Genomic DNA, 15,097 nt, shown 5'->3' with positions numbered 1-15,097 from the left:
CGGGGGGCTGGTGCCGATGTCTGGATCGATGCTCTTGCTGACGCTGGTGGGCGCGGCGCTGGCATGGTGGCTCTTGCGTCAAGCGCGCCTGCCGCTGGCGCGTTGGTGGCGCCACCAGCGCGACGGCGAGCGGGTGCAGGTGGAGGACGCCCTCAAGCACGTCTACGAGTGCGAGTATCACCAGCGGAGCTGTAGCTGGCAGACGCTCTCCGGGGTCCTCGGCCTCTCCAGCGGGCGCGCCCTGAGCCTGCTCGAGCGGCTGGTCGCGCTCGGGCTCGTTGTCAGCTCCGCCGACGACGGCGCGTGTCGGCTCACGCCGAACGGGCGCCGCGATGCGCTGCGCGTGATCCGCATCCATCGCCTGTGGGAGCGCTACCTCGCCGAGGAGACGGGCGTCGCCGCTACCGACTGGCATACCGTCGCCGATCGTCGCGAGCACCGCACCACCTGGGAGGAGGCGCAGGCCCTCGCCAGCCAGATGGGGCATCCGCGTTACGATCCGCACGGCGACCCGATCCCGACCGCGGACGGCGAGATGCCGCCGCCGCTCGGCCAGCCCTTGAGCCAGCTCGCGCCCGGAACCTGGGCCGAGATCGTCCATGTCGAGGACGAGCCTCCGGCCGTCTATGCTCAGCTCCTGGCGCAGGGGCTCCAGGTCGGCATGCGCGTGCGCGTCTTCGAGTCCAGCGCCGAGCGCATCCGCTTCGAGGTTGGCGGCGAGGAGCAGGTGCTCGCGCCGATCATCGCGGCCAACCTGGCGGTCCAGGCGCTGCCCGGTGACGCCGGCGGGAGTCCCCAGCTCGCCCTCTCGCTGCTGGGCCCGGGCGAGCAGGGACGCGTGCGGGGGATCTCGCCGCTCTGCGTCGGCGTGGCGCGTCGGCGCTTCTTCGATCTCGGCTTCGTGCCGGGCACGTTGATTGGTGTAGAGATGCGGAGCCGACACGGCGACCCCACGGCCTATCGCATCCGCGGCGCGTTGATTGCGTTGCGTCGCGAGCAGGCGGAGTTGATCCAGGTCGAGCGCGAGGCGGAGGCAGTGGCCACATGAGCGCCCCCAACACCGCAGCGACGGGCTGTGCGACCTGTCCCGCGCATAACGCGGCGCATCTGGTCAAGCTCGGCGTCGAGATGGATCAATGGGACTTCGTCGTGGCCCTGGCGGGCAACCCCAACGTCGGCAAGAGCACGGTGTTCAACGCGCTGACGGGGCTGCGCCAGCACACCGGGAACTGGCCGGGAAAGACCGTGACCCGCGCCGAGGGGGGGCTGGTCTATCGTGACCAGCGCTACAAGTTGGTCGACCTGCCGGGCACCTACTCGCTGCTGTCGTCGAGTCTGGACGAGGAGATCGCGCGGGACTTCATTCTCTTCGCCCGCCCCGACGTGACGTTGATCGTCGTCGACGCGACGCGGCTCGAGCGCAACCTCAACCTCGCGCTGCAGGTGCTGCAGATCACCGACCGCGCGGTGATCTGCCTCAACCTGATGGATCAGGCGCGCCGCCTGGGCTTGGCCGTCGACGAGCGTCTCCTCTCCCGCGAGCTCGGGGTGCCCGTCGTTGCGGCCTCCGCGCGCTACGGTCGGGGCCTCGACCTGCTGATCGAGACGCTCGCCCAGGTGGCGACCGGGAGCTACGTCTGCCGTCCGCCGCAGGTCGGTGGCCAGACGCCGGCGCTGCAGTCCGCGGTCTCGGCCCTGCGGCAGCGGGTCGAGCGGGACTGCCCCGGCCTGCCGAATGCCGAGTGGGTGGCCCTGCGGCTGCTCGATGGCGATGAGCGGATGGTGGGCGCGCTGCGCTCCGGTGAGCTGGCGGCGCTCGCCGCCCCCGCCGCGGTGGCCGCCCCTGCCGCGCCCGCCGCGGTGGCCGACGCGCTGCTGGCCGAGGCGCGCCGCCTGCGTTGGCAGATCGGTCCGGACTACTATCAGGCGCTCGCGGAGCAGCTCTACACGGAGGCGGCAAGCATCGCCGATCGCGCGGTCACCCGGGCGGGCGAGCAGCCGCGCTTCGACTTCGACCGCACGGTCGATCGGCTGGTGACGAATCGCTGGTTCGGCTTGCCGCTGATGGTGCTGCTGCTGACGTTGGTCTTTTGGTTGACCATCGCTGGCGCCAACGTGCCCTCGGCCCTGCTGGCGCAGCTCTTGGTCGAGACGATGCATCCCTTGCTCAAGCAGGGTGCCGCGGCGATCGCGCTGCCGTGGTGGCTCAGTGGGCTGCTGATCGACGGCATGTATCTTTCGACGGCTTGGGTCGTCAGCGTGATGCTGCCGCCGATGGCGATCTTCTTTCCGCTCTTCACGCTCTTGGAGGACTTCGGCTATCTGCCGCGCGTGGCCTTCAACCTCGACCACATGTTCAAGCGCGTCGGCGCGCACGGCAAGCAGGCGCTGACGATGACGATGGGCTTCGGCTGCAATGCGGCGGCCGTCGTCTCGGCCCGTATCATCGAGAGCCCACGTGAGCGCTTGCTGGCGATCATCACCAACAACTTTGCGCTCTGCAACGGCCGCTGGCCCACGCAGATTCTGATGGCGACGGTCTTCATCGGGGCGCTCGTTCCAGGGCCGCTGGCGGGTCTGACGGCCGCGCTTGCGGTCGTTGCGGTGGCGCTGCTTGGGGTGCTCCTGACCTTCGGCAGCTCATGGGTGCTATCGCGGACGGTGCTGCGCGGCGAGCCCTCGACCTTCAGCCTCGAGCTGCCCGCCTATCGCCCCCCGCGGGTGCTCCAGACGCTCTATACCTCCCTGCTCGATCGCACGGCCTTCGTGCTCTGGCGCGCGATCGTCTTCGCGCTTCCCGCTGGTGCCGCGATCTGGCTGCTCGGCAACGTTCACCTGGGCGACGCCACGATCGCCGAGCACGCGATTGCCTGGCTCGATCCGCTGGGTGTCTTCGTCGGTCTCAGCGGCGTGATTCTGCTGGCCTATATCGTCGCCATCCCGGCCAATGAAATCGTGATTCCAACGGTCTTGATGTTGACCGTGCTCAGCGCGGGCGCGGCCGGCTCGGCCGCGCCGGGTGCGGGGGCCGGGGTGCTCTTTCAACCCAGCTCGAACGGAGCCACCGGTGAGCTGCTGCGCGCGGCGGGCTGGACGCTGCCACTCGCCGTCAACCTGATGCTCTTCAGCCTGGTCCACAATCCCTGCTCGACGACGATCTACACGATCTGGAAGGAGACGCGCAGCGGCCGCTGGACCGCGCTCGCCGCGCTGGCCCCGGTCCTGCTGGGCCTCGCTCTCTGCTTCGCGGTCGCTCGCTGCTGGCGGCTCTTGGCCTGATCCCGACGCGTCGCGGGCGGCCGAAAGCAAGCGGATCACCGGTTGTTGACGCGGCGTGCCGGACGGCCGCTTAATATTCCCCTCTAGCGGACGATCCCTTAGCTAGCCGGTGGTGTGGCGCGCCGCGCGCCGCGCGACCGCAATGAGTGAGCCGAAGCCCATGGAACCGGACCGTTCACCGAAGACGCCGGCGACTCGATCGCCCAACCCGACTGGATCGCCCCACCCAGGCGCGCCATGTGGCCCGGGAGTAACCGGACGCTCCTTCGTCCCGGTGATCGACCTGGACGACGCTTCGCCTCCGATGCGGCCGCCGCCCTCGTCCTCGGCGCCCCTCGCGGCCGCGGCCGCGGTTTCTTGGCTGATCGCCGACGAGCTGGGCGAGGCGCCGCCCGCTGCTTCGGCCGCCCCCGCCGCGCCCACGACGGTGGACCCGCGGGCTGTCGCTGCGGCGGCGGCGCGCGCGCCGGCCCCCGCGGCGGCGCGCGAGGGTGTTGCGGTGCCCGCGGAGGCGCCGGGCCTGCTGGCGACGGGGAGCGCGGCGCCCGTGGTCGACGTGGTCGAGCCCGCCGCGCAGGACGAACGCGCGGCCCAGCTCGCCGAGGACCTCTTCGGTGACCTCGTGGCGCCCGAGGCGCTGAATGCCGGCGCGCCCCGCACCCCAGCCGAGGTCCAGCTCGCCGAGGTGCGCAGCCAGACTGAGAGGCTCGATCGCGTGCGGCTGCGCTGGGTCGAGCAGAGGCGCGCGGCCGACGCCGCCCCGGAGAGCCAGGAGCTGCGGCAACTGCTGCAGCAGGCGCGTGGCGAGGCCCAGGCGGCGCTCGACGCGGCGTGCAATCTGATCGAGGCGATGCCGGACGACGAGGCACTCGCCGACCCGCGGCGCGACCTCGTGGACGCCTATTTTCGCCTCGAGCGTGGCATTTCGCCCGAGGGCCCCGCGAGCGAGGCCGACGAGGCTGCCGCGGCAGCGCGCGCGCGCCGGATGCAACGGCTCGGCAAGACCAGGGCGGTGGGCAGGCGCGGATGGGGCCGCTCGCGGGCCTGGAACCGCTCGGCCAAGCTGGGGCTGATGCTCGGTGTCGCCGTCGCTGCCCGCGTGGCCTACTTCTTGGCGGTCGAGGAGCCAGCGAAGGTGATGGTCGCCGATGCGCCGGTGCTGACGGTGCCGGGGGCCGTCCTCTCGCAGATCGATCCCGCGGCGCAGCGTTCGCTGAAGCCTCGGTCGATGCCGCCTCAGGTGCGGATGGTGCTCCTACGGCCGACGCAGGAGGGCCTTCAGGTGGATATCGCCGCCACCTCGGACAGCCCGGCGAGCCTGCGCTACAGCTATACGTGGTGGGAGAACGGCAAGATCTTCGCCGAAGGCCGCGACGCGACCCTGCCCATCAAGAACCTGACGGCGGGCGCCAGCTATCGCGTCGAGATCGAGGTCGCTGACGACAAGGGCCGCACGATGGCGAAGTCGGAAGCGCTGAAATACGGCGGTGCCGCCGGGCCCGGGTTGTCCGCCCAGCCGGTGGGTCGCTGAGGCGACGGAAGGAGAGGCGCCATGCATCAGTCATCGGACCGCGCTGTCGTCGGGATACGTTGGGCGCGCTCGGTCGCCCGAGTGCAGAACGATCAGGGCTTCACCGTGATCGAGTTGCTGATTGTGCTCGCAATCATCTCGGTGCTGGCCACGGCCGCCGCCCCGAAGATGCTGGAGTACGCGCAGAAGGCGCGCGACGTCGAGGCGATGGAATCCCTCTCCAAGATGGCCGACGGCGCGACCGCCTACTATCAGGCCACGGGCCACCTGCCGGTTCCTCCGGCCTGGGCGGCGCTCTACCCGGGGCCGCTGAAGGTCTCCTGGGGCTACGGACCGAGCCCGGCGGATATCTGTGCCCACGGCGGGCGGGCGACGAACGAGGATTTGGCCGTGCACTATCGGACCGCCGCGGCGAACTACAGCTGGGACCAGATCGCCTTCATGCCCGGCTTCGCCGCGCGCTTCACCTACACCTTCAGCGGTGTCAGCAACTTCGTGCCTGGCGCGCAAACCGCCTTCGCCAATCTCCAAGCGGAGCGTTCGATCGACTGCACGGGCAACGCAGGGACCTGGGTCGCCTACCGCAGCCGGCTCTTCTATCAGGATGGCGCGCTACGGCGGACTACACCCCACCAAGTTCGCTATTGACGGGTTGAGGCGCGCGCCTGCCTGCAGTTCGGGGCGGGCGGGAGACGCGCTCACTGGCCGTGGCAGACGTCGCACTCGCCTGGCACCACGCCGAAGGCCTGCTTACCGTTGTGGCAGCGGCCGCAGAGCTCCCCGTGGCGAATCCGATCCATCACCAGGCGCCCGCGTAGCGGACTGCCCTTGCGCAGCAGGCTGAACTGCTCGCGGTGGCAGTGGGCGCAGCGGGGCTTGGCGGCGTCGATATGGCTGGCGTGATCGAAGCTGACCGCGCCCGGGCTGCCGGCAGCCCGCGGAAAGCTGAAGGCGGCGGGCAAGCGTGGTTGCGCCGGCCAGGCTGCGGGGCGCACGCCGGCGAGCGATCGCCGCGCGGTCTGGGACGCCAGGGCGGCTGCCGGCGTGCGCGTCGTAGCCTCGCGATTGCGCGCCACGGTCAGCAGCGCCCAGCCGGCCAGCAGTAGCACCCAGAGGCCAGCAATGCCCCAGCCGCTGGCGGTCGGCGAGGGCTGGACGGCGGCCTTGGCTGCCGCGGCCCTCGCCGCCGCGGTCGATTTCGGGGACGGCGCGAGCTCGGGCCGCGCCGCCGGGAAGAGGTCAAGGTACCGCGCAGCCCAAGCGAAGGCGGCGAAGCCCGCGGCTACCAGCGAGAAGGTCACGCCCAGCTCCAACACGGATGGGACATAATGCGTACCGCTCGAGCGTGCCATGCCGGTGACCGCGACGTTGAGACGGTTGGCGACGAAGCCGAGCACGACCAGCAGCGCGGCGAAGAACAACGCGGTGCGGTTGCTGCGCACGCGCGGCCAGGTCAAGAGCGCGATCGGCAGCAGCACACCCAGCCCGATCTCACCCCAGAACATCACGGCCTCGGGCGTGAGCTGCAGCGCCAGCGCGAGCTGCCCGCGGTGGGTAAGGTCCTGCGCCTTCCACATCAGGTAGACGCCGAGCACGACGACAGTGACGCGCGCCAGGCCGTCGAGGAGGTCGTGCTCCAGCTCGCGGCCGAAGGCCCGCTGGCTCAGGTAGGACTCGACGATGGTCATCGCCAGGCCGGCGGCGATTGCCGTGAGGAAGAAGAATACGGGCAGCCAGGGCGTGTACCAGAGCCCGTAGAGCTTGTCCGGCACGATCACGTAGAGGGTGCCGAGCGACGACTGGTGCAACATCGACAAGAGCACGCCGATCACCACCAGCGGCACGTAGATCGCCCTTACCAGGCGTAGGGGAGCCTGCAGACCCAGTCGCTCCAGCACGAGGGGGCTGAACTCGAGCGCGAGCACGGTGGTGTAGAGCATCACGCACCAGGCGACCTCGAACATCACCGACCGCGGATTCCACATCACCAGCGGATGCCAGATATCCCAGGGTTGGCCGAGGTCGAAGAGCAGCCCGACGATCACGAGCACGTAGCCGACGAAGGCGGTGAAGACCGCCGGCCGCGCGATCGGTTTGTAGTGAGTGATATGGAAGACGTGCACGGTGGCGGCGACCGCGAAGCCCCCGGCCGCCAGACCGACCCCTACCAGCACGTCGAAGCCGATCCACAGTCCCCAGGGAAAGGCGTCCGAGAGGTTCGTCGCGGCGCCCAGCCCGCGTCCGAAGCGGACCACCGTCGCGTAGGCGCCGAGCGCGAGCAGCCCTGCGAGCACCAGGCGCCAGAAGGTCAGGCCGGCGGCGAGCCGGCTGAGTCTGCCCCTCATCGCTCGCCCTCGGGCGGTCGCGTCGCGGCCAGCTCCTGTCGCCGCCGCACGATCCACCAGATGCCGATCAGGCCGACGCCCGCGACGCTCACCACTTGGGGCAGGTTCGAGAGCACATTCCAGGTCAAGCGCGGGTAGGGGTCCTTGCGCACGGTGGTCGGAAACCCCAGCTGGTCGAAGGGCACGGCCGACAGGTAGAGCACAGCGGTGCCGCCGGCCTCATGCTCGCCGTAGATGTGCCCGATGTAGCGTTGGGGCTCGGAGGCGACACGGTGGCGCGCTTCCGTCAGCAGCGCCTCCCGCTGGCCGAAGACCGTGGCGCCGGCGGGACAGACCTGCGTACAGGCCGGCTGACGACCTCGGCTGACCAGCTCCGCATAGCACATCACGCACTTCTGCACGCGCGGGACGCGGCGGTCCCACTCGTACTTGGGGATGCTGAAGGGGCAGCCGACCATGCAGTAGCGACAGCCGATGCACTTGCTCTCGTCGTAGGCCACGGGACCCTCGGGGGTCTTATGCAGGGCCCCAACGGGACAAACCGAGGCGCAGGCGGGATCGAGGCAATGCATGCACTGGCGGCGCACGTTGACGTTGCCGTGCCGTTCCACGACGGTGAGGGTCGTCGCCGAGAGCGCGCGAGCGTCGTCACCCCGCGGTAGCCCATTGAGCTCCTTGCACGCCCAGACGCAGGCCTGGCAACCGACGCACTTCGTCAGGTCCGTGAGAATCGCGGCGGTCATGTCGTGGGTGGACCGCCGATGGGAGCCTCAGCGCCGAAGACCTCTCCGGCCAGCGCTCGCCACTCGTCGTCGGCGAGCAGCGTGCTGAGCCCCGCCTCGGGCAGGCCGCCGTCGGCGGCGGTGAGGCCCAGCTTCGCCGTGGCCGGCTGGTGGAGCGCCAGCAGCGCTTCGCGCGCGCGCCGCAGCTCGCCGCGCAGCCAGCGCGTGGCCTCCTCGGCGATCGTCATGGCACGCAGCGCCGTGCCCAGCTCCTGGGGTTGCAAGAGGCAGAGCCAGTGGGCGCCGTAGGGTTGGTCGGCCAGCGCTGCCGGCGCCGCCTGGAGGGCGAGGTTATGCTCGGCGACGAGCCCGCTGACGGGCGCGCGCAGCGTGAGCTGACGGGTGCCACGGTGCAGGGTCAGCAGCGGCTCGCCGCGAATGACGAAGGCGCCGGTCGGTCGCATCGTCACGCGGTCGGGGGGCCCGAGCAGCGCGGTGACCAGGGCGTCCACACCGACCGCAGCCAGCCCCGTGGGCCTGAGCTCGATCCAGCAATGGCTCGGGTCGAGGAAGCCAGGCATGGGTGGCCCAGCCACGGCGCTGCGCAGTGTCGTGGCCAGTGGGGCCGTGGCCAGTGGGGCCGTGGCCAGTGGGGTTGTGGCCAGTGGGGCCTCGGCCAGTGGGGCCTCGGCCAGCGTATCCCTGGCCACATCGGCGGCGGCCGTCGCCTGCGCGCTGCGGTGCCGCGCGAAGCCCAGCTTCTGCACGACGTGGTCTAAGGTCAGCGCGAGAATCAGCGTCATCAGGACCAGTAGGACGACCATGGAAGCTCCCCTTTCCCGCCTCTTGAGGCCCTGCAGTGCACGAGTAGTGCCAGTCAGGTGCGCGGGCTCATTCACAGTGGCTCCGCCCCGAGCGGTCATTTCCCGAGGGCTTGGCGCTGAACGTCCTGCCGTCGCGCCGGCATCGCCCTCCCTGCCTCGAAGGACGGCGCCTCGCGCTGCGGCCAGCCGACCAACCTAAGGTGACCTGCCGCGAGGCCGATCCGTTGTGGTGCTGCGCATTGTTGCGTTTCGCAGCGGCGCTGTGGCGAATCACCACACGGATACTACTCGGTTGGGACCTCCCGAAGCCGCCGTCGGCAGCAGGCGCAGAGGGCTGCGGACTTCAGGTCGATCTCCTCGACGTAGAGTGAGCTGTGCATCACGCAGTCCGGATCGCGACAATGCACCAGCCCAAGGGCATGGCCGAGCTCGTGAATCGCCTCCTTGGCGATCCGTGCCGCGCGGAGTCGATCGTCGCGCGCCAGGCCGTAGATGGTGTTGTCGAGGCGGTAGCTCGACAGGATCGCTCCGCGTCCATTGAGCTGCGCCTGGCCGAAGACGTAGGTCAGCATCGGGATGAAGAGGTCGACCTCGACGATCCCGAGCAGCCGCTGGCTGCCCGGCAGCGCCAAGAGGCGCTCGAGCAGCTCCAGCGCGTTGTATTGCCCGCGCTGAGGGTCGAAGCTTGCCTCGAGGCCGAAGGGCGCCGGGGCGACGATCACCTCACCGCCGAAGACGCTGCGAAGCTGCGCTGCCAGTGCCTCCGTCCACGGCAGGGCCTGCTTAAGACCAATAGGGACGATCCATAGGCGGAGCCCGCGCTCCGGTCTGGCCCGCGGCGGAGGTGCGATGTCGCTGCGCGAGCCCATCAGCCAGGCGCTGCGTGGGGCTTGAGCAGGGCGAGTTTCTCGTCGAGCAGGGCGGGCGCGATCCCCAACAGGGCGGCGGCCCGTCGGCGGTCGCCCTGGCAGCGCTCCAGCACGGCGGCGATATGCTGCTGCTCCACGGCAGCCAGCGAGAGGTCGGTCGTCGTCTCGGTCGTCGTCGTCTCGGTCGTCGTCGTCTCGGTCGTCGTCGTCGTCTCGCGGAGGGGCGCGGCAGGCGGCGCCGAGACTGGCCCGAGCAGCAGGTCCTCGGCGCCGATCAACGGCGGCCGACCGACCACCAAAGCACGCTCGATCGCGTTCGCCAGCTCGCGCACGTTCCTCGGCCAGTCGTATCCGACCAACCGTTCGAGCGCGGGTGGGGTGAAGCCCGTGAAGGGAGCTCCGCCCGGCGAGGACAGGCGCTCCAGCAGGTGCCGCGCGAGCGCCGGAATGTCGGCGCGACGCTCCCGCAGCGGCGGACAGGTCAGCGTCAATACGGCCACGCGATAGTAGAGATCGGCGCTAAAGCGGTTCGCTTGGACGAGCGGGGCCAGCGCCACGCTGCTGGCTGAGATCAGGCGGAAGTCTGTAGCGCGTGGTCGCGTGCTGCCGAGTGGCGTGAAGCTCCCGCGACGCAGCAGCTCGAGCAGCGCCCTCTGCGTCTGCGGACCAAGGCGGGCGACCTCGTCGAGGAAGAGCGTGCCCCCCTCCGCCAGTTGGAGCTTTCCCATGCGGGGGAGGGTGGTCGGGGGCAGGGAGCCGCCCTCCTGGCCCAGCAGTTCATCGTCGCCCAGCTCGCCCTCCGAGACGCCACAGGCGAGCGGCACAAATGAGAAATAGCGGCGCGGACCGGCCGTGTGCAGAACCGTGGCCACGAGGTGCTTGCCGGTGCCGGTTTCGCCGCAGATCAGGACCGGAACGTCGGCGCTGGCCGCCTCGGCGACCTGGGCCCTCAGCGTGCGCATCGCGGGGGTCTCGCCGACGATGACCGCGCCGCCGCGGTGGTCGACGGCCCGTCGCAGGCGGTTGTTCTGCGCGCGCAGCTCGCGCAGCTCGAGGGCCCGGCGAACCATTCGGCTCAGCTCGTCCGGGTCAACCGGCTTGGTCAGGTAGTCGAACGCGCCGTGCTTCAGGACCTCGACGGCGCTCTGGATCGTGCCGAAGGCCGTGACGATGATGACTGCCGTATCTGGCGTCACCTCGTGCATCCGTTGCTGCAGCGCGACGCCGTCCATACCCGGCATCCGGAGATCGATCAGGGCGACGTCGAACGAGACCTCCTGCATCCGGCGCAGCGCCGCGGCACCACTATCGGCGACCTCGATGGCATAGCCGTCGAGCTCGAACCAACGTCGCAAGGAGTCGCGTACGGCGGCCTCATCGTCGACGATCAGGATGCGGGGTTGCGAGTTGGGCATGGCGTGGCTCCCCTCCGGTCAGCTGTCGCGTTCTTCGAAGATCGCCGGCGCGCGGCGCGCGGCGCCGCTCCCACGCGGCAGGCGAGCGTGCTGCCCGAGGTCCCGCGGGGGCGAGGCTCGTGAGGTGAACGAAGCAGCGGCGCGGGATGTGGCATGCGCGTTGCTCTCCACCGAGTTGGACCGCGCCGAGTCTGGCTGCTCCAACGGAGGTCACGAAGATGTCCATTCTACTCGCTCTCGGCATGGCGATGTTGATCATCGGCGGCGCGCAGCTCGCCCAGCGTTGGCGGCGGGGCGTTGCCGCCGACCTGCCGGTCAGGTCCGCGCCCGAGCCGATGCGCCGGCCCTTCGTTCCCTCCGGCGTCTTCGTTTCGAGCAGCCACGGATGGCTCGCCTTCGACGCCGGCGCCGGCTTTCGCGTCGGCCTTGACAGCTTCCTCGTCGAGGCCCTGGGTCAGGTCGATGCCATCGAGCTGCCGCCTGTGGGTGTTCGTGTTGCCTACGGGGAGGCGCTGCTGACCCTCCGTGTCGCCGGTCGCCGCGTCGTCGTCGCAGCGCCGACCTCGGGCGAAGTCGTGGGTGTGAACGAGCTTGCGCGGGCCGCTCCGCGCCACCTGCTGGACGACCCCTATGGTCTCGGCTGGCTGGTCAGGATCATGCCAAGCGACCACAAGGCGGCCCTCGAGCCGCTCTATGTCGGTCCAGGTGCCACGGCCTTTCTGCGACGGGAGCTACGCCGGATGGTCGACTGGGTCAACCTGATCACAGCGCCGGCCGGTGTGCCGCAGCTCTCCGACGGCGGACTGCCCCAGCGCGGCGTCGCAGCTCAGCTCGGCGACGAGCAGCTCGTGCGCTTTGCGGCAGCCTTCATGCCCTGCGACGAGGGCGAGGGGGCGCGCTCGGTCCGCACGCAATAGCTCAACGGACGGTTAGCACCTCGCCGGGGTCGCAAAGCGCTTCGATCTCGGTCTCGGTCAGGGCGCCCGCCACATCGCCCGATTGCGCCCTTTCGACGCGTGACCGCACTGGTGTAGCCTCCGCCGAGCCCAACTGCTCCACGGACCCGCCGAATGCGCCGGCGCCTTGGCCACTGGTACAACTCGCTGACCTTTCGGCTGACCGGGACCCTGGTGCTGGCCCTCTTCGGCGTCTTCAGCATCACGGCGCTCATCCAGCTCGCCCTGCAGCAGCGCTACGCGCGCCAGTCGGCGCAGATCAACGGTGAGGTGATTAGCGAGGGTATCTTCGGGGCGCTGCATGCAAGCATGCTGACCAACGACCGCGACCAGCTGCGGCAATCCGTGCGCCAGATCAGTGCGCGTGCACCGGATCTGCGGGTGCGCATCTTCAACAAGCAGGGCCGCATCGTCTTCTCCTCGCAGCCCGACGAGGAGGGGACGCGGCTCGACCTCGAGGCCGAGGCCTGCTACCGCTGCCACGCTACGGGCCGTCCGCTGACCCGCCTGCCGCCCGGCGACCGGACGCGGCTTTTCCGGCTCGACGGCCACGCGGCGCTCGGCATCATCCGCCCGATCGATAACGAGCCCGCCTGCCACAACGCTGCCTGTCACGCGCATCCGCCGCAGCGAAAACTCCTTGGCGTGCTCGACACGACGCTGGTGCTGGCCTCGGCCGAGCGGGCGCGCACCGAGACCACGCTGCTCGTCGTCGTGGCCTCTTTGTTGGCGTTGGCGCTGACCATCGTCCTGGTGGTTTGGGTCGTGCGCGGGACCGTACAGCGTCCCGTCCGCGCGCTGACGAGCACGCTGGACGCGATCGGTGCGGGCGACCTCGCGGCGCGCTACGAGGAGCGGGGCATCGCCGAGTTCTCGCATCTGTCTGACGCGCTCAATCGCACGGCCGTCCAGCTCGAGCGCGCCAACGCCGAGCTCGTGGGTTGGGCTCAGACCTTGGAGCGCCGGGTCGGCGAGAAGACTGTCGAGGTCGAGCGCGCGCAGCAGCGGCTGCTACGCGCCGAGAGGCTGGCGTCGTTGGGGAAGCTGGCGGCGATCGTGGCCCACGAGATCAATAATCCGCTGGCGAGCGTGCTGACCTACTCCAAGCTCTTGCGCCGACGGCTGGCCAGCAGCGCCGAGGCGCAGGGGGCGCTGGGTGACGCCCCGGAGATCCTGGACGCGATCGCCAGTGAATCCAAACGCTGCGGCGATATCGTCGCCGGGCTGATGTCCTTCGCCCGTGGATCGGGCAGCGGGCGCCAGCCGACCGACCTCAGCCAGGCGGCGCATAAGGCGCTCTTCCTGCTCAAGCACCGCAGCGCGCTCGGGGGCGTGGACGTGCGGACCGACCTGCCATCGGCCTTGCCGCAGCCCTCGCTCAACGCCGATCAGCTGCAGCAGGCCGTGTTGGCCCTCTGCGTCAACGCGCTCGACGCGATGCCGCAGGGGGGAACGCTGGAGCTGCGAACCTGGCAGCCGAGCGCGGACAAGATCGCGCTTTCGGTGCGCGACACGGGCTGCGGGATCCAGCCCGCCGTGCTGCCGCGGATGTTCGAGCCCTTCTTCAGCACCAAGGGTGAGGAGGAGGGTCACGGCCTTGGCCTCGGCCTGACCGTGGTGGATGGGCTCGTGCAAGAGAATGGCGGCGCGATCGACGTGCAGAGCGTCGTCGGCGAAGGGACGACCTTCGTGCTCGTCTTTCCGCTCGGCGCGAGCGCCGAGGCGGCGCAGGCCTCGAGCGATCGAGAGTCCACCCATGGCGCCTGAGCTCCGTGTCCTCGTCGTCGATGACGAGCCGCATGTGCGCGCGTCGTTGGCGTCGTGGCTGCGCGAGGATGGCTATCAGGTTCAGACGGCGGAGAGCGGTGAACAGGCGCTCGATCGCCTGGCCACGACCGGCGCGGCCATCCTGCTGATCGACATTCAGATGCCCGGCATGAGCGGCCTCGAGCTTCAGGCCCGCGTGCGCGAGCTGGCGCCCTCGGCCACGGTGATCGTGATGACGGCCCATGCGTCGGTCGAGACCGCGGTGCAGGCGCTGAAGCAGGGGGCGTACGACTTCATCGTCAAGCCCTTCGACCCGGACGAGATGTCACGCCTGGTCGCCAAGGCGGCCGAGCGCCATGCGTTGATCAGTGAGAACCGCGCGCTGCGCCAGCGCGTGAGCGCGGGGACGCCGCAGCTGATTCATGGGCCGCGCAGTCCTCTGGTCGGCGTGCTCGGCCAACTCGAGCAGGTGGCCGAGACGGAGACCAGCGTCCTGATCAGCGGGGAGAGCGGCACCGGCAAGGAGCTGATCGCCAGACTGCTGCATGCGCAGAGCCCGCGACGCCATGGACCGCTGGTGGTGGTCAACTGTGGTGCGTTGGCGGAGGGCGTGCTCGAGAGTGAGCTCTTCGGCCACGAGAAGGGCGCCTTCACCGGAGCGCTAGGCCGGCGCGAGGGGAAGCTGGAGCAGGCCCGCGGGGGCACGCTCTTTCTCGACGAGATCGGCGACATCCCCCCCAAGGTGCAGGTCGACCTCTTGCGGGTCCTGGAGGAGCGTCAGGTCGTCCGCGTGGGTGGCAATCAGCCGATCGCCGTCGACTTCCGGCTGGTGACCGCGACGCACCGGGCCCTGCCCGAGGAGATCCGGGCCGGGCGCTTCCGCGCCGACCTCTACTTCCGCATCAACGTCTTCCAGCTGACGCTGCCGCCGCTGCGCGAGCGCCTCGACGACATCGGACTGCTCGCTGAGCACTTCCGCGAGCGCTTCGCCCGGCAGATGAACAGACGCGTCGCCGGCTTCTCGCGCGAGGCCCTCGCGTTGCTTTGCGCCCATGGCTGGCCAGGCAACGTCCGCGAGCTGCAGAACGCCATCGAGCGCGCCGTGGTCGTCTGTCGGGGGGCCACGCTCGAACCCGAACACCTGCCCTTCCCCTGGCAGCCACGGGAGGCGGGCGCGAGCGACGAGACGCTCGCCGCGGTCGAGGAGCGCCACGTGCGCCAGATCGTCGAGCGCTGTCAGCATAACGTGACCCAGGCGGCCAAGCTGCTGGGGATCGATCGCGTGACGCTCCATAACAAGCTCAAGCGCTACGGTATGGTGCGGCCGCAGTAGCGAAGAGCGCATCGATGGCCACGCCGACCGTTTCGGCGCGCCACCGTCCGCCAGGG

The 15,097-nt window shown here is 70.1% G+C and carries 12 protein-coding genes; 7 read left to right on the top strand and 5 right to left on the bottom strand.

Annotated elements, in window-relative coordinates; translation table 11 throughout:
- Positions 1 to 16: 16 nt before the first annotated feature.
- The 4 genes from IPL40_10415 (at position 17) to IPL40_10400 (ending at position 5,458) form a co-directional block, all read left to right on the top strand.
- On the top strand, positions 17 to 1,048 hold the full coding sequence (locus IPL40_10415) for a DtxR family transcriptional regulator (protein ID MBK8481575.1): 1,032 nt from the start codon (positions 17 to 19) through the stop codon (positions 1,046 to 1,048).
- On the top strand, positions 1,045 to 3,279 hold the full coding sequence (feoB, locus tag IPL40_10410; GenBank protein MBK8481574.1) for a ferrous iron transport protein B: 2,235 nt from the start codon (positions 1,045 to 1,047) through the stop codon (positions 3,277 to 3,279). The genes IPL40_10415 and feoB overlap by 4 nt, the downstream gene beginning before the upstream one ends.
- Positions 3,280 to 3,583: 304 nt before the next feature.
- Positions 3,584 to 4,810, top strand: a complete 1,227-nt coding sequence (locus tag IPL40_10405) for a hypothetical protein (protein MBK8481573.1) — start codon at positions 3,584 to 3,586, stop codon at positions 4,808 to 4,810.
- A 21-nt stretch (positions 4,811 to 4,831) separates the two neighbouring features.
- Positions 4,832 to 5,458 (top strand): prepilin-type N-terminal cleavage/methylation domain-containing protein, encoded by a 627-nt coding sequence (locus IPL40_10400; GenBank protein MBK8481572.1) that lies wholly within the window; start codon positions 4,832 to 4,834, stop codon positions 5,456 to 5,458.
- A gap of 50 nt (positions 5,459 to 5,508) precedes the next feature.
- On the opposite strand, the gene hybB is transcribed toward IPL40_10400, so the two are convergent.
- The 5 genes from hybB to IPL40_10375 all read right to left on the bottom strand — a co-directional run bounded on the left by hybB (position 5,509) and on the right by IPL40_10375 (position 10,985).
- The gene (gene hybB, locus IPL40_10395; GenBank protein MBK8481571.1) at positions 5,509 to 7,155 is read right to left on the bottom strand and encodes a Ni/Fe-hydrogenase cytochrome b subunit; all 1,647 of its coding nucleotides are present in this window, start codon (positions 7,153 to 7,155) and stop codon (positions 5,509 to 5,511) included.
- Entirely contained in the window at positions 7,152 to 7,898 is a 747-nt protein-coding gene (locus tag IPL40_10390; protein MBK8481570.1) for a 4Fe-4S dicluster domain-containing protein, read from the bottom strand. Before IPL40_10390 ends, hybB begins: the two co-directional genes overlap by 4 nt.
- Positions 7,895 to 8,701 (bottom strand): hypothetical protein, encoded by an 807-nt coding sequence (locus IPL40_10385; protein MBK8481569.1) that lies wholly within the window; start codon positions 8,699 to 8,701, stop codon positions 7,895 to 7,897. The genes IPL40_10390 and IPL40_10385 overlap by 4 nt, the downstream gene beginning before the upstream one ends.
- 284 nt (positions 8,702 to 8,985) lie before the next feature.
- The gene (locus tag IPL40_10380) at positions 8,986 to 9,570 is read right to left on the bottom strand and encodes an archaemetzincin family Zn-dependent metalloprotease (protein MBK8481568.1); all 585 of its coding nucleotides are present in this window, start codon (positions 9,568 to 9,570) and stop codon (positions 8,986 to 8,988) included.
- A complete protein-coding gene (locus IPL40_10375; protein ID MBK8481567.1) occupies positions 9,570 to 10,985 on the bottom strand; it encodes a sigma-54-dependent Fis family transcriptional regulator in 1,416 nt (471 codons plus the stop codon). The genes IPL40_10380 and IPL40_10375 overlap by 1 nt, the downstream gene beginning before the upstream one ends.
- Positions 10,986 to 11,203: 218 nt before the next feature.
- Here IPL40_10375 and IPL40_10370 point away from each other — a divergent pair, with 218 nt between their 5' ends.
- The 3 genes from IPL40_10370 (at position 11,204) to IPL40_10360 (ending at position 15,041) form a co-directional block, all read left to right on the top strand.
- Positions 11,204 to 11,902, top strand: a complete 699-nt coding sequence (locus IPL40_10370; GenBank protein ID MBK8481566.1) for a glycine cleavage system protein H — start codon at positions 11,204 to 11,206, stop codon at positions 11,900 to 11,902.
- A 153-nt stretch (positions 11,903 to 12,055) separates the two neighbouring features.
- Positions 12,056 to 13,708 carry a HAMP domain-containing protein gene (locus tag IPL40_10365; GenBank protein ID MBK8481565.1) on the top strand — a complete coding sequence of 551 codons (1,653 nt, stop codon included), beginning with the start codon at positions 12,056 to 12,058 and terminating at the stop codon, positions 13,706 to 13,708.
- Positions 13,698 to 15,041 (top strand): sigma-54-dependent Fis family transcriptional regulator, encoded by a 1,344-nt coding sequence (locus IPL40_10360; GenBank protein MBK8481564.1) that lies wholly within the window; start codon positions 13,698 to 13,700, stop codon positions 15,039 to 15,041. Before IPL40_10365 ends, IPL40_10360 begins: the two co-directional genes overlap by 11 nt.
- Positions 15,042 to 15,097 lie beyond the last annotated feature (56 nt).

This window comes from Pseudomonadota bacterium, assembly GCA_016711215.1.
Taxonomy (GTDB): domain Bacteria; phylum Myxococcota_A; class Polyangia.
The sequence above is the reverse complement of the archived record's forward strand: the minus strand, read 5'-3'. Positions and strand labels throughout refer to the sequence as shown.

Bases quoted from the DNA above. Each gene is read 5' to 3' on its own strand.
- IPL40_10415 (MBK8481575.1), top strand. From the start codon at position 17: ATGTCTGGATCGATGCTCTTGCTGACGCTGGTGGGCGCGGCGCTGGCA.
- feoB (MBK8481574.1), top strand. From the start codon at position 1,045: ATGAGCGCCCCCAACACCGCAGCGACGGGCTGTGCGACCTGTCCCGCG.
- IPL40_10405 (MBK8481573.1), top strand. From the start codon at position 3,584: ATGCGGCCGCCGCCCTCGTCCTCGGCGCCCCTCGCGGCCGCGGCCGCG.
- IPL40_10400 (MBK8481572.1), top strand. From the start codon at position 4,832: ATGCATCAGTCATCGGACCGCGCTGTCGTCGGGATACGTTGGGCGCGC.
- hybB (MBK8481571.1), bottom strand. From the start codon at position 7,155: ATGAGGGGCAGACTCAGCCGGCTCGCCGCCGGCCTGACCTTCTGGCGC.
- IPL40_10390 (MBK8481570.1), bottom strand. From the start codon at position 7,898: ATGACCGCCGCGATTCTCACGGACCTGACGAAGTGCGTCGGTTGCCAG.
- IPL40_10385 (MBK8481569.1), bottom strand. From the start codon at position 8,701: ATGGTCGTCCTACTGGTCCTGATGACGCTGATTCTCGCGCTGACCTTA.
- IPL40_10380 (MBK8481568.1), bottom strand. From the start codon at position 9,570: ATGGGCTCGCGCAGCGACATCGCACCTCCGCCGCGGGCCAGACCGGAG.
- IPL40_10375 (MBK8481567.1), bottom strand. From the start codon at position 10,985: ATGCCCAACTCGCAACCCCGCATCCTGATCGTCGACGATGAGGCCGCC.
- IPL40_10370 (MBK8481566.1), top strand. From the start codon at position 11,204: ATGTCCATTCTACTCGCTCTCGGCATGGCGATGTTGATCATCGGCGGC.
- IPL40_10365 (MBK8481565.1), top strand. From the start codon at position 12,056: ATGCGCCGGCGCCTTGGCCACTGGTACAACTCGCTGACCTTTCGGCTG.
- IPL40_10360 (MBK8481564.1), top strand. From the start codon at position 13,698: ATGGCGCCTGAGCTCCGTGTCCTCGTCGTCGATGACGAGCCGCATGTG.